The following is a 12602-nucleotide window of genomic DNA, read 5'->3' as shown; positions in this document are numbered from 1 at the left end:
AGGCAGCCCCCGCGCCAATTTCCAGTGACGGGTTTCTGACAGGCTTGCCGCCCCGCACCGCCGTGCTAGCCATGCCATGATGATCCGGCTTGCCTGCCTTGCGGACCTGCCGTTGCTGCCGGCGATCGAAGCTTCGGCTGCGACGCTGTTTGCCGGCACCGCCATGGCCCATGTGGTTGGCGGCCCAACAACGCCACGCGACGCGCTGGAGCAGGGCCTGGCCGATCAATGTCTCTGGGTTGCCGACACGGCCGGGCCCTGCGGCTTCCTGCTGGCTGCAGTCGAAACGGGCTGGCTGCATATCCTCGAGCTTTCGGTGGCGCGGGCGGCCCAGGGGCGCGGCCTGGGCGCGGCGCTGCTGAACGCCGCCATCCTGGGCGCGCCGGCCCTGGGCCGTGCCCAGCTGTCGCTCACCACGGATCGCTGGCTGGCCTGGAATGCGCCCTTCTATGCCCGGCATGGCTTTGTCGAGCGGTCTGCCGATGATCCCGCCCTGCCCGATTGGCTGGCCGCCATGCCTGGGCGGGAGGCCGCCAGCGGGCTTGATCCGGCGCGCCGCTGCATCATGGTGCGCAGCACATGACCGAGATTGATCGCCTTGCCGCCTGGCTGGCCGGCCAGCAACTGGCGCTGGCCCCCGGCGCCAGGCTGCAGCGGCTGGGCGGCGGCATCGCCAACCGCAACGAGCGCCTGCACCTCGAAAGCGGCCCGGCCGTGCTGCGGCGGCCGCCGCCGGGCCAGCTCGCCGCCGGGGCCAGCGACATGGCGCGCGAAGCCCGGGTGCTGGCCGCGCTCGCAACCGTTTTCCCGCTGGCGCCGCGCCTGATCGCCTTTTGCGATGACGATGCGGTGCTGGGCACCAAATTCCAGCTGATCGAATGGCGCCCTGGCGTGGCGATTGCCGGCACGCTGCCCGCCACCGCCGGCGATGGCCTGGCGCTGGTGGAAACCACGTTGCAGGCCATGGCAGCGCTGCACGCGCTTGACCCAGCGGCGGTTGGCCTTGGCGATCTCGGCAAGCCCGAAGGCTTCCACGCCCGCCAGTTGAAGGGCTGGACGGCGCGGGCCGAGGCGGTATGGCCCGATGGCCTGCCCGCTGCCGTCGCAGCGCTGATCGCAGCGCTTGGCCTCGCCGTGCCGGCCGAAACCGGCGCACCGGTCCTGCTGCACATGGACTTGAAGCCCGACAATCTGCTCGTCGATCCGGTGACGATGCAACCAACGGCCATGATCGATTGGGACATGGCGACGCGCGGGCCCCGGGGCTTTGATCTGGCCATCCTCCTCTCCTACTGGATCGAGCCGGGCGATCCGGACGATGTGAAGCCCCTGCAGGCGGTGCCCTCGCTCACCCCCGGCTGGCCCGGCCGGGCGGCGGTGGCGGCGCGCTATAAGGCGATCAGCGGGCATGATCCCGGCGATCTCGTCTGGCCGGTGGCGCTGGCGCGGCTGCGGCTGGCGGTGGCCTGGATGCAGCTTTACCGAAAATGGCAGCGCGGCGAGATGGATGGCAGCCGCTATCAAGGCTTCGAACCCTTGGCGCAGGCGATCATCGCCCACGCGCTGGCGCAGTATCAGAAAGGTGCCCTGTGACCGATTTCACCCTGCCCGAAGACACCAAGGCGCTGGCCCGCCGCGTCCGCCAGTTCGTGATCGAGCGTGTCATCCCCTATGAGCGCGATCCGCGCCTCACCCAGCACGGCCCCAACGATGATCTGCGCGCCGAACTGGTGGCGCTGGCCAAGGCCGAAGGCCTGCTCACCCCGCAGGCGCCGAAGGAACTGGGCGGGATGGGCTTCGATCACGCCACCCAGGCCGCGGTGTTCGAAGCCGCGGGCTGGTCCACGCTCGGCCCCGTCGCCATGAACTGCGCCGCGCCGGATGAGGGCAACATGTATCTCCTTTCCCGCATCGCCCGGCCGGATCAGGTGAAGCAGTTCCTCCAGCCGATGATCGACGGGCATCGCCGCAGCGTGTTTGCCATGACCGAGCCGGATGGCGCCGGCAGCGACCCCGGCCAGCTGAAAACCCGCGCGGTCTTCAACGGCAATGATTACGAGATTTCCGGCCTGAAATGGCTGATCACCGGGGCCAATGGCGCCAAGACCTGGATCATCATGGCCAATGTCGAGCCGAACCCGCACGGCCCGCACGGGCCCACCCTGTTCCTGACCGAGGGCGACACGCCGGGCATCCAGATCGAGCGCGTGATGGATTCGATGGACCGCAACTATGTCGAAGGCCATTGCGTGGTGCGCTTCGAGGGGCTGCGGCTGGGGCCCAGCCATATCCTCGGCGAGATCGGCTCGGCCTTCCGCTATGCCCAGATGCGGCTGGCGCCGGCGCGGCTCACCCACTGCATGCGCTGGCTCGGGGCGGCGGCGCGCTGCCAGCATATCGCGCTGGAGCACGCCCGGGTGCGCACCGCCTTCGGCAAGCCCTTGCTCCACCACCAGGGCGTCAACTTCATGCTGGCCGACAACGAGATCGCGCTGCATCAGGCGCGCCTCGCCATCCGCCACGTCGCCTGGCTGCTCGACAATGGGGTGCGCGCCCGCCACGAAAGCAGCATCGTCAAGGCCAGCGTCTCGGAAGAGCTGTTCAAGGTGGCGGACCGCTGCGTGCAGATCCTGGGCGGCATCGGCGTCACCTCCGAAACGGTGGTGGAGATGATCTTCCGCGATATGCGCCCCTTCCGCCTCTATGACGGGCCGACCGAGGTGCACAAATATGCCATCGCCACCCAGCTGGAGCGGCAGGGCAGCGCCTTCACCGATCCGGTCGGCTGGTGAGGCACATTGCGGCGGCCTACGTCATTTGACGTAGGCCGCTGATTGGCGCTAAGCTGCGACAGGCTGCCGCACTTTTGCGGGCAGCCAGGCTGGAAATGGCCCGGTGAGAGGCCGCCCCGGCCGGGAGAGAGACATGCGCCATTTCCTGTTTGTCGCGCTGGTGCTGGCCGCACCGGCTGCCGCGACCCCCACAATCACCGTTGCCGCCGGGCCATCGGTGCAGGTGGCCACCCACGATCTTGATCTGGCCACCCCGGCCGGCCAGCAGCGGCTCGATGGCCGGTTGCGCCGCGCCGCCACCCAGGTCTGCACCTTCACCCATTTGCGCGACCTGGCCGAATCCCGCCTGGCCGATCGCTGCCGCGCCGAGACGCTGGCCCGCGCCCGCGAACAGCGCCCGGCCATCATCGCCGATTGAATTGCCCGAGGGGAGAGGGCATCCGGCCCGCGCGCCCCTGATGGTGAGCCGCGCGGGCCGGGTTTCCCCCGGCGCCGGCACGGCTGCGCGCTTTTACCAATGTTGGCAGGCGGGGTTTCAGCCGCTAAGTCGCAGGCATGACCAAGACCCTGCTCCTTCTCCCCGGTGATGGCATCGGCCCCGAAGTGTCTGCCGTGGCGCGCCGCGTCGCCGGCCGGCTGATCAGCCAGGGCCTCGCCCTCCAGGTGGAGGAGGCGCTGTTCGGCGGCGCCAGCATCGATGCTTGCCAGCTGCCCCTGACGCCAGAGGTGCTGGCCCAGGCCAAGGCGGCCGATGCCGTGCTGATGGGCGCGGTGGGCGGGCCGAAATGGGCCGGCCAGCCCTATGACAAGCGGCCCGAGGCCGGTCTGCTCGCCCTGCGCGCCGGCATGAATGTCTATGCCAATCTGCGCCCGGCGCGCTGCTTCTCGGCGTTGGCCGATGCTTCCAGTCTGAAGCGGGTGTTTGTCGACGGGCTCGACATATTGTTCGTGCGCGAATTGACCGGCGGTGTCTATTTCGGGGAGCCGCGCGGTGTGGAAACCCTCGCCGATGGCCAGCGCCGCGGCGTCAACACCCATGTCTATACCACCAGCGAGATCCACCGTGTCGCCCGCATCGCCTTTGAACTGGCGCGCGGCCGCAAAGGCGAGGTCTGCTCGGCGGAAAAGGGCAATGTGATGGAAGCCGGCCTGATGTGGCGCGAGGATGTGCAGGCGTTGCGCGACGCCGAATATCCCGACATCAAGCTGTCTCACATGCTGGCCGACAACATGGCCATGCAGCTGGTGAAGAATCCCAAGCAGTTCGATGTGATCCTCACCGACAATCTGTTTGGCGACATATTGTCGGATGAAGCCGGCATGCTCACCGGCTCGCTCGGCATGCTGCCCTCGGCCGCGATCGGCGATCCCGGCACGCCCGGCCTGTATGAGCCCATCCACGGCTCTGCCCCTGACATTGCCGGCCGCGGCGTCGCCAATCCCTGCGCCGCGGTGATCAGCCTCGCGATGGCGCTGCGCTACAGCCTGGGTGCGCCGGCACTGGCCGACACGGTGGAGGCCGCCGTCGAAGCCGCGCTCGACAAGGGCGCCCGTACGCCGGACCTGGGCGGCACCATGACGACGGCGGCCATGGGTGACGCCATATTGGCGGGCCTTTGATCCGCAGGGTCCTCGCCCCCTTTGCCACCGGCCTGCTGTTCCTGGCGCCGGTGCTGGTCACCATCATCATCCTCAACTGGCTGTCCGGCTATCTGATCGCCGCGCTGGGGCCCGACACGCCGCTGGGCGGGCTGCTGGGCCAGGCCGGCATGTTCTTCACGCCGTCGCCGCTGGCCGCCTTCTGGGCCGGCCTTGGCATGGCGGCCGTGCTGGTCTGGGTGGTGGGCCTTGCGGTGCAGACGCGCTTTCGCCCGCAGCTTGAAGGCGGGCTCGATGGCCTGATCAGCCGGATTCCGGGGCTGGGCGCGCTCTATCGCCCGCTGGCACAGTTCGTGCGGATGATGGGCCCGTCCGCCGGCGGGGAAATGAGCGGCATGTCGGTAGTGTCGGTCAGCCTTGGCGATCATGTCGAGGCATTGGCGCTGCTGACCAGCCCCAAGCTGCATGATTTCGGCCAGGGCCCGCGCTACCTGATCCTCATCCCCACCGCGCCGGTGCCGGTGGGCGGCGGCATGTTGTTTGTGGAAGCCAGCCGGGTCAAACCGGTGCCGGGCATGGGGGTTGACGATCTGGCCAAGCTGTATGTCACCATGGGCACGCTGACGGCCGGGGAGACAGGCCAGTGAATCTGACGATGCGCATTTTCCTGGCGCTGCTGGCCGGGCTGGTGGTGGGCGCCCTGCTGCCGGCCGATATCGGCAAACCGCTGCTGCCGGTCAGCGATGCCATCGGCAATCTCTGGCTGCAGGCCCTGCAGATGACCATCATTCCGCTGATCGCCGGCCTGTTGTTCAGCGGCATTGCCCAATCGGTCGGCCAAGCCGGCGGCGGCCGCACCGCCGGCCGGGCGCTGCTGGCCTTCTTCCTGCTGCTGGTGTTTTCGGCCGGCTGGTCGATGATCTTCGTGCCGCTGCTGCTCGATTGGTGGCCGGCGCCGCCGGCGGCGGCCGCCGCCATTGTCGCCACCAGCGCCGGCGCCCAGCCGGTGGGCGAGATCAAGGTCGATCTCGGCAAATGGCTGCTGTCGATGGTGCCGGCCAACATCTTCGATTCGCTCGCCAAGGGCGACATGCTGCCCGTCGTCACCTTCATCAGCCTGTTCGCGCTCGCCGCCAGCCGGCTCGATGATGATCGCCGCCGCCAATTGGTCAGCCTGTTCGATGCCGTGAAGGAAGCGATGCTGGTGCTGGTCGGCTGGATCTTCGTGATCGCGCCGCTCGGCGTGTTCGCGCTGGCCGTCAGTGTCGGCATCAAGGCCGGGCTCGGCGCCTTTGGCCTGCTCGGCCATTATATCGCCGTGCTCGTCGCGGTTCAGGTCGGCCTCATCATCCTCGTCTATCCGCTCGCCGTGCTGCTCGGCCGCGTTGGCCCGCTGGCCTTTGCCCGCGCCGTGCTGCCGGCGCAGACGGTGGCCGTCTCCACCCAGTCCAGCATCGCGAGCCTGCCCGCCATCTTCGACGGGGCGGAACGCCTGGGCCTCCCCCGCGCCACCGCGCAGGTGGTGCTGCCGCTGGCGGTCAGCATCTTCCGCATCACCTCCCCGTGCGCCAACGTGGCCGTTGTCCTCTATTGCGGGCATCTTTACGGCATGGAGCATTCGGCGCTGGCCTATCTCGGCGCGCTGCTGGCGGCGCTGGTGGCGGCCGTCTCCACCGGCGGGCTGCCGGGGTCCATCACCTTCCTCGCCGCCTGCGTGCCGATCGCCAATGCCATGGGCGTGCCAATTGCCGTGCTGCCGGTGCTGCTGGCCGTCGAGCTGGTGCCCGACGTGTTCCGCACCCTGGGCAATGTCACCGCCGATCTGGCCGTCACCGCCATCCTGAGCCGCGATCGCTCACGCTGATTGCTGCAATGCAATATTCACAGTCTGGACTCTGCGCACCAATGCGCTAACAGCCTCGGCCCAAGGAGTGGATCATGGGCTACAAGGTTGTTGTCGTCGGCGCCACCGGCAATGTCGGGCGCGAAATGCTGAACATCCTGGCGGAACGCCAGTTCCCGCTGGATGAGATTGCCGCGGTGGCCAGCCCGCGCTCCACCGGCGACATCATCGATTTCGGTGAGGATGGCCGCACGCTCAAGGTCCACAATATCGAGCATTTCGATTTCACCGGCTGGGATATCGCCCTGTTCGCCGCCGGTTCCGGCCCCACCAAGATCTATGCCCCCAAGGCAGCAGCGCAGGGCTGCGTGGTGATCGACAATTCGTCGCTCTATCGCATGGAACCGGATGTGCCGCTCATCGTGCCGGAGGTGAACCCGGACGCCATCGACGGCTACAAGAAGCGCAACATCATAGCCAACCCCAACTGCTCCACTGCCCAGATGGTGGTGGCGCTGAAGCCGCTGCACGAAGCCGCCATCATCAAGCGCGTGGTGGTGAGCACCTATCAATCCGTCTCCGGCGCCGGCAAGGCCGGGATGGACGAGCTGTTCAACCAGACCCGCGCCATCTTCGTCGGCGACGAACCCGAACAGTCCAAGTTCACCAAGCGCATCGCCTTCAACGTCATCCCGCACATCGACAGTTTCCTGGGGCCGGACAGCGGCATGGATGGCTACACCAAGGAAGAATGGAAGATGACGGCGGAGACCCGCAAGATCCTCGATCCCGAGATCGAGGTGACGGCGACGTGCGTGCGCGTGCCGGTGTTTGTCGGCCATTCGGAGGCCATCAACGTCGAATTCGAAATGCCAATCAGCGTCGCCAAGGCGCAAGGCCTGCTGCGCGAGGCGCCGGGCGTCATGCTGATCGACAAGCGTGAGGACGGTGGCTACGTCACCCCGGTCGAATGCGTTGGCGATTATGCCACCTTCGTCTCCCGCGTCCGCAAGGACCCGACGGTGGAAAACGGCCTCGCCCTGTGGTGCGTGTCCGACAATCTGCGCAAGGGCGCCGCGTTGAACGCCGTGCAGATCGCCGAACTCCTCGGCCGCCGCCACCTCAAGAAAGGCTGAAACCATCCTCCCCCTCTGGGGGAGGTGGCGCCGCAGGCGACGGAGGGGGCGCGCGGCCTTGGCTCAATCCGTCTCGTCCGGCCCGCTGGCATCAAATTCCAGCAGATCACCCGGCTGGCAATCGAGCACGCGGCACAATTTGGCCAGCGTGTCGAAGCGCACACCCTTCACCTTGCCGGATTTCAGCAGCGACAGGTTGGTTTCGGCCATGCCGATGGCCGCGGCCACATCGCGCGCCTTCAGCTTGCGCCGCGCCAGCATCACATCCAGGGTAACGATGATCGCCATGGCTCAGACAATCTGATCCAGATCGGCCTGCATGGCCGCTGCGTGATCGAGCACGCCCGCCAGGCTGCGCAGGGCAAGACCAACGGCGGCCAGACCGACCAGCAGGGCCAGCCCACGCGCGGTGCCATTCTGAATTTCGCCGATCACCAACCCCGAGACGGCCGCCGCCACCATCCATTCCCCGGCACGTTTGACCAGGCGGCCGGTGGGCGGGGAGAGCAACGCCCCGCGTTCAAGATGACTGAACAGCTGCAATCCCTGCCACAGGGCGCCCAGCAACAGCGCGGCCGGCACCAGCGCAAACAGACGCTCTGACATCGCCATCCAGTCGCCCTGCGCCCCGTCAGCCAGCCCGGCCCCCAGATGCTTGAGCGGCACATAGGCTTCGGCAAACAGCGACAGCGCGGCAAAGCCAAACAGGAATTTCAGGAACCGCGACAGGCTGGCGAAATCTTCCCGCAAGCGGTTGAGGTTGGGGACTTGGCGGCTCACATCACTTCTCCCGTAATGAACTTTACGTGTTATATAAAATTCTATGCGGATCACGTCAAGTCCCCACGAAGCTGAAGCCCCGCTGAACAGAAAATGGCAACAATTCAGGCACTTGCCCAAATCCATTCATGCCGGGGCCAGCGTGCCTGCGTCAAAAGAGCCGCAGCCGGTCGCCCCCATGGCCGGCCCAACAAAAAGGATCAAAATCCATGTCGCGTTTCATCTTCGCCGCGCTTGCCGCCGCCACCCTTGCCGCCCCTGCCTTGGCCGCCGATGGTGACAAGCCGTTCCAGGGCCCGTTCATCGGTGTGCAGCTGGGCTGGCAGCAGGATCGCCAGTCGCTGACCACCAGCACCGTGCCCCCCACCACGGCGCGCGCCAAGGGCGATGGCTTCGCCTATGGCGGCCAGATCGGCTATGATTTCCAGATCGGTTCGGCCGTGCTGGGCCTGGAAACCGCCATCACCGGCCGCACCGGCGAGACCCGCTTCACCGGCTTTGATGTCGAACAGGGCCGCACCATCAACGTCACCGGCCGCGCCGGCTGGCTGATCACGCCGGAAGGCCTGCTCTATGCCCGCGGCGGTTATTCCAACGCGCGCTACACCATCGCCAACAATGTGCTGCGCGTGGCCGACGTGTCGGAAAACCGCGACGGCTATCTGGTCGGCGTCGGCTATGAACATCGGCTCGGCCGCAATGTCTCGGCCCGCATCGAGTATAACTACGCCGACTATGGCAACGACCAGCTGGTCGGCGTCGGCGGCCCGGCGACGCTCAACTATCACCGCCACGCGGTGATGACCGGCGTCAACTTCCGCTTCTGATCCTTGCGATCAGGACACGGCGGGGGCCGGCAGCCAGTCTGCCGGCCCCCTTGTCATGCCGGTTCGAACCGGCAGAGATAACAGCCGGCAAGCGCGGTGTGGCAGTTGAGAAACGCCACCTCCGGCCGGGCAAGCAGATCGCGGATCACCGCTTCGTGGCCGCCATCCAGCACCAGCCGGTTGGCCGGATAGACCATCTGGCCGGCCGCATCATAGGCCCGCAAGGCCACCGGTCGCGCCGCCACCACCGGCGGCACCACGCCGGGCGCATCCCAGGCCTCGCCGCCGTCTGCGCTGAGGAAAATCGGCGACCACAGGCCATAAACGCCGGCCGGTTGCGGCACCGCCCAGCTGAACAGCCGCATGGCACTGCCGGCAGGATGATCGGTCAGGGTGAACCGGCACGGCCCGCCGCTGTCGCGCACAGCGATGGCATTGCCGGCATCATCGCGCACGGCGGCGCGCAGACGGGCGGCGGTGGCGGCATCCATGCCGATGGCGCGAAACTGGGTCATGGCGGGCTCCTGGTCAGGACCCCGTCCTAATCCCGCGCACCCCGCCCGGTCTGGCGGCTATCAGACGCTGATTTCAGGCCTCGAAATGGCCTTCGGTGCGCATCCGCAGCGTGTCGAGATCAACGCCCGGCGCCAGTTCGATCAACCGGAACGGCGCGCCCTTGGCCGGCCGCGCCAGCACGGCAAGATCGGAAATCACCATGTCCACCACGCCCTTGCCGGTCAGCGGCAGGGTGCAGGCGCGCTTGAACTTGGCGCTGCTATCCTTGGCGTTGTGCTCCATCAGCACGATGATCTTCTTGACGCCGGCCACCAGATCCATGGCGCCGCCCATGCCCTTGACCATCTTGCCGGGGATCATCCAGTTGGCGATGTCGCCATTGTCGGCCACTTCCATCGCGCCCAGGATCGACAGGTCGACATGGCCGCCGCGGATCATGGCGAAACTGTCGGCACTGCTGAAATAGCTGGTGCGGTCCAGTTCGGTGATGGTCTGCTTGCCGGCGTTGATCAGATCGGCATCCTCCTCGCCGGCGAACGGGAACGGCCCCATGCCCAGCATGCCATTCTCGCTTTGCAGCGTGACATCCACGCCCTCGGGAATGAAATTGGCCACCAGCGTCGGCATGCCGATGCCGAGATTCACATAAAACCCGTCCTGCAATTCCCGCGCGGCACGGGCGGCTTGGCTGTCACGCGTCCACATCAGGCCGTCTCCCTCTGGCGCACCGTGCGCTGCTCGATGCGCTTTTCATAATCGCGGCCCACGAACAGCCGCTGCACGAAGATGCCCGGCGTGTGGATCTGGTCCGGGTCCAGGCTGCCGGCCGGCACCAGCTCCTCAACTTCGGCCACCGTCACCTTGCCGGCGGTGGCCATCATCGGGTTGAAGTTGCGCGCCGTCTTGCGGAAGATCAGGTTGCCATGGGGGTCCGCCTTCCACGCCTTCACGATTGACACATCGGCGACCAGCCCGGTTTCCAGGATATAGGTTTCGCCGCCGAACTCCTTGTGTTCCTTGCCCTCGGCCACCAGCGTGCCCACACCGGTTTTCGTGTAAAAGCCCGGAATGCCGGCCCCGCCGGCGCGGATGCGCTCGGCCAGCGTGCCTTGCGGGTTGAACTCCAGTTGCAGCTCGCCGGCCAGATATTGCCGCTCGAACTCCTTGTTCTCCCCCACATAGGAGGAAATCATCTTGGCGATCTGCCTTGTTTCCAGCAGCAGGCCGAGGCCAAACCCATCCACGCCGGCATTGTTGGAAATGGCGGTGATGCCCTTCACACCGCTGTCGCGCAGGGCGGCGATCAGATTTTCCGGAATGCCGCACAGGCCAAAACCGCCCGACATGATGGTCATGCCATCAAACAGCAGACCATCCAGCGCGGTAGCGGCATCGGGGTAGAGCTTGTTGGCCACGACGAGCCTCCTGTTCCCATGTTGCACATGCGAAATAGCCAGATTGTCGCAGCCGCGCCAGCCGGATTCTGGCAATCCGCTGTCTCATTTCCGCAAGACACCCGCCGCCCGATGGATTACAGCGCCGGCCATGAGCCCACTTGATCGCACCCCACTGGATTTGGCCATCGCCCACGGTCGCCGCTTTGTCGCCGAACAATCAACCCGCAGCGTCGCCCCCACCGGCACCCGGGCGGACATATTGGCGCCGATGCCCGCCGCCCTGCCTGCCACCGGCATGGACCCCGCCGCCGTGGTTGATCTGATCGCCCGGGCCGCCGAACCCGGCCTGATGGGCAATCTTTCGGGCCGGTTCTTTGCCTGGGTGAAGGGCGGCGCGCTGCCGGCGGCCCATGCCACCGACGTGATGGCCAGCCTGTGGGATCAGAATGCCGTGCTCGCCGCCACCAGCCCGGCCAGCGCCGTGCTGGAGGAGGTGGCGGGCCGCCTGCTGCTCGATGCGCTGCACCTGCCGGAAACCTGCGCCTACAGCTTCACCACCGGCTGCCAGATGAGCCACGCCACCGCGCTCGCCGCCGCTCGCAACCATGTGCTGGCCAAGGCCGGCTGGGATGTGGAGGTGGACGGGCTGATCGGCGCGCCGCCCCTCATGGTGCTGGCCAACGCCCACCGCCATTCCAGCGTTGACCGCGCCCTGCGCCTGCTCGGCCTCGGCACTGGCTGCATCGTGCCGCTGGGCGGCGGCGGGCCCGGGAAAGTCGGCGTCGACGAACTGGTCGCCGCGCTGGCCGCGGCGCAGGGCGCGCCGACCATCGTCATCCTCAACGCCGGCGATCTCAACCTGGGCGCCAGCGATGATTTCGCCCGGCTGGTGCCGATCGCGCAAGCCGCCGGAGCCTGGGTGCATGTCGATGGCGCCTTCGGTCTGTGGCTGAACGCCTGCCCCAGCCTGCGCCACCAGGTGGCCGGCATCGAACTGTGCGACTCATGGGCCACCGATGGCCACAAATGGCTGAACACGCCCTATAACGCCGGTATGGCCATCACCCGCCATGATGCCGCGTTGAAGGCATCGATGCGGATGACGGCGAGTTATCTGACCGAAGGCGGCGAAACCCGCGACCCGATGGATTACACGCCTGAATGGTCGCGCCGCGCCCGCGCCCTGCCCACGCTGGCCGCGCTGCTCGAACTTGGCCGCGATGGCCTGGCCGATCTGATCGCGCGCTGCTGCGCCCATGCGTTGGCCATCCATGATGGCATTGTTGCGCTCGATGGCGCAACCAGCATCGCCCGGCCGATCATGAATCAGGGCATGATCCGCTTCCACGACCGCGCCGGCGCCAACATCAGCGACGCGGTGATCGCCGCCATCAACGCCAGCGGCGAAGCGTTCTTCAGCGGCACGACCTGGGCCAGCGAACGCACCATGCGGATCAGCGTGTGCAACTGGCAGACCAACGCAGACGACGTGCGCCGCACCGTGGCGGCGGCGGAACGGGCGCTGGCGGGCTTGCGCTGAAGCCCTTCCGCCTCGATTGCAATTTGATTGAACCGCTCATGCCGAGCTTGTCGAGGCACCGACCGCCCTCGAAGCGTGCCTCGACAAGCTCGGCATGAGCGGGATTGCTATTCAATCCCGGCGCAATCGACCCTAACCCGGATTATTCACCGGCCGGGTGATTTCGGGTTGG

At 67.1% G+C, this 12602-nt stretch carries 15 protein-coding genes; 10 read left to right on the top strand and 5 right to left on the bottom strand.

Going from position 1 to position 12602, the window contains the following annotated elements:
- The first annotated feature begins 76 nt into the window (after window positions 1-76).
- The 8 genes from CHU93_RS06190 (at window position 77) to CHU93_RS06155 (ending at window position 7370) form a co-directional block, all read left to right on the top strand.
- Window positions 77-583: a GNAT family N-acetyltransferase gene (locus tag CHU93_RS06190; RefSeq protein WP_207759237.1), complete on the top strand. Its 507-nt coding sequence runs from the start codon at window positions 77-79 to the stop codon at window positions 581-583.
- Window positions 580-1593 carry a phosphotransferase family protein gene (locus CHU93_RS06185; protein ID WP_094473246.1) on the top strand — a complete coding sequence of 338 codons (1014 nt, stop codon included), beginning with the start codon at window positions 580-582 and terminating at the stop codon, window positions 1591-1593. The genes CHU93_RS06190 and CHU93_RS06185 overlap by 4 nt, the downstream gene beginning before the upstream one ends.
- Entirely contained in the window at window positions 1590-2792 is a 1203-nt protein-coding gene (locus tag CHU93_RS06180; RefSeq protein ID WP_094473245.1) for an acyl-CoA dehydrogenase family protein, read from the top strand. Before CHU93_RS06185 ends, CHU93_RS06180 begins: the two co-directional genes overlap by 4 nt.
- Window positions 2793-2925: 133 nt before the next feature.
- Entirely contained in the window at window positions 2926-3210 is a 285-nt protein-coding gene (locus tag CHU93_RS06175; protein WP_094473244.1) for a UrcA family protein, read from the top strand.
- 137 nt (window positions 3211-3347) lie between these two features.
- Entirely contained in the window at window positions 3348-4412 is a 1065-nt protein-coding gene (leuB, locus tag CHU93_RS06170) for a 3-isopropylmalate dehydrogenase (protein WP_094473243.1), read from the top strand.
- Entirely contained in the window at window positions 4409-5038 is a 630-nt protein-coding gene (locus CHU93_RS06165) for a DUF502 domain-containing protein (RefSeq protein ID WP_094473242.1), read from the top strand. Before leuB ends, CHU93_RS06165 begins: the two co-directional genes overlap by 4 nt.
- On the top strand, window positions 5035-6255 hold the full coding sequence (locus CHU93_RS06160) for a dicarboxylate/amino acid:cation symporter (RefSeq protein ID WP_094473241.1): 1221 nt from the start codon (window positions 5035-5037) through the stop codon (window positions 6253-6255). The genes CHU93_RS06165 and CHU93_RS06160 overlap by 4 nt, the downstream gene beginning before the upstream one ends.
- A gap of 74 nt (window positions 6256-6329) precedes the next feature.
- Entirely contained in the window at window positions 6330-7370 is a 1041-nt protein-coding gene (locus tag CHU93_RS06155) for an aspartate-semialdehyde dehydrogenase (RefSeq protein ID WP_094473240.1), read from the top strand.
- A 63-nt stretch (window positions 7371-7433) separates the two neighbouring features.
- On the opposite strand, the gene CHU93_RS06150 is transcribed toward CHU93_RS06155, so the two are convergent.
- Both CHU93_RS06150 and CHU93_RS06145 read right to left on the bottom strand, forming a co-directional pair.
- Window positions 7434-7658 (bottom strand): helix-turn-helix domain-containing protein, encoded by a 225-nt coding sequence (locus CHU93_RS06150; protein WP_094473239.1) that lies wholly within the window; start codon window positions 7656-7658, stop codon window positions 7434-7436.
- Window positions 7659-7661: 3 nt separating this feature from the next.
- Window positions 7662-8150, bottom strand: coding sequence for a hypothetical protein (locus CHU93_RS06145; protein WP_094473238.1), 489 nt, complete (start codon window positions 8148-8150; stop codon window positions 7662-7664).
- A gap of 209 nt (window positions 8151-8359) precedes the next feature.
- On the opposite strand from CHU93_RS06145, the gene CHU93_RS06140 reads away from it, so the two are divergent.
- The gene (locus CHU93_RS06140; protein ID WP_165768626.1) at window positions 8360-8977 is read left to right on the top strand and encodes an outer membrane protein; all 618 of its coding nucleotides are present in this window, start codon (window positions 8360-8362) and stop codon (window positions 8975-8977) included.
- A gap of 53 nt (window positions 8978-9030) precedes the next feature.
- On the opposite strand, the gene CHU93_RS06135 is transcribed toward CHU93_RS06140, so the two are convergent.
- From CHU93_RS06135 to CHU93_RS06125, 3 genes are all read right to left on the bottom strand, one after another.
- A complete protein-coding gene (locus tag CHU93_RS06135) occupies window positions 9031-9492 on the bottom strand; it encodes a DUF1203 domain-containing protein (protein WP_094473236.1) in 462 nt (153 codons plus the stop codon).
- Window positions 9493-9565: 73 nt separating this feature from the next.
- Complete coding sequence (locus CHU93_RS06130) at window positions 9566-10198, bottom strand: 3-oxoacid CoA-transferase subunit B (RefSeq protein WP_207759236.1); 633 nt, start codon at window positions 10196-10198, stop codon at window positions 9566-9568.
- The gene (locus CHU93_RS06125; protein ID WP_094473234.1) at window positions 10198-10908 is read right to left on the bottom strand and encodes a CoA transferase subunit A; all 711 of its coding nucleotides are present in this window, start codon (window positions 10906-10908) and stop codon (window positions 10198-10200) included. The genes CHU93_RS06130 and CHU93_RS06125 overlap by 1 nt, the downstream gene beginning before the upstream one ends.
- Window positions 10909-11038: 130 nt before the next feature.
- On the opposite strand from CHU93_RS06125, the gene CHU93_RS06120 reads away from it, so the two are divergent.
- On the top strand, window positions 11039-12430 hold the full coding sequence (locus CHU93_RS06120; protein WP_094473233.1) for a pyridoxal phosphate-dependent decarboxylase family protein: 1392 nt from the start codon (window positions 11039-11041) through the stop codon (window positions 12428-12430).
- Window positions 12431-12602: the final 172 nt, after the last annotated feature.

The organism is Sandarakinorhabdus cyanobacteriorum (assembly GCF_002251755.1).
Classification (GTDB): domain Bacteria; phylum Pseudomonadota; class Alphaproteobacteria; order Sphingomonadales; family Sphingomonadaceae; genus Sandarakinorhabdus; species Sandarakinorhabdus cyanobacteriorum.
Note: the sequence above shows the minus strand (reverse complement) of the source record. Positions and strands in the feature narration are given on the sequence as shown.

Bases quoted from the DNA above. Each gene is read 5' to 3' on its own strand.
- CHU93_RS06190 (WP_207759237.1), top strand. From the start codon at position 77: ATGATGATCCGGCTTGCCTGCCTTGCGGACCTGCCGTTGCTGCCGGCG.
- CHU93_RS06185 (WP_094473246.1), top strand. From the start codon at position 580: ATGACCGAGATTGATCGCCTTGCCGCCTGGCTGGCCGGCCAGCAACTG.
- CHU93_RS06175 (WP_094473244.1), top strand. From the start codon at position 2,926: ATGCGCCATTTCCTGTTTGTCGCGCTGGTGCTGGCCGCACCGGCTGCC.
- leuB (WP_094473243.1), top strand. From the start codon at position 3,348: ATGACCAAGACCCTGCTCCTTCTCCCCGGTGATGGCATCGGCCCCGAA.
- CHU93_RS06155 (WP_094473240.1), top strand. From the start codon at position 6,330: ATGGGCTACAAGGTTGTTGTCGTCGGCGCCACCGGCAATGTCGGGCGC.
- CHU93_RS06150 (WP_094473239.1), bottom strand. From the start codon at position 7,658: ATGGCGATCATCGTTACCCTGGATGTGATGCTGGCGCGGCGCAAGCTG.
- CHU93_RS06140 (WP_165768626.1), top strand. From the start codon at position 8,360: ATGTCGCGTTTCATCTTCGCCGCGCTTGCCGCCGCCACCCTTGCCGCC.
- CHU93_RS06135 (WP_094473236.1), bottom strand. From the start codon at position 9,492: ATGACCCAGTTTCGCGCCATCGGCATGGATGCCGCCACCGCCGCCCGT.
- CHU93_RS06130 (WP_207759236.1), bottom strand. From the start codon at position 10,198: ATGTGGACGCGTGACAGCCAAGCCGCCCGTGCCGCGCGGGAATTGCAG.
- CHU93_RS06120 (WP_094473233.1), top strand. From the start codon at position 11,039: ATGAGCCCACTTGATCGCACCCCACTGGATTTGGCCATCGCCCACGGT.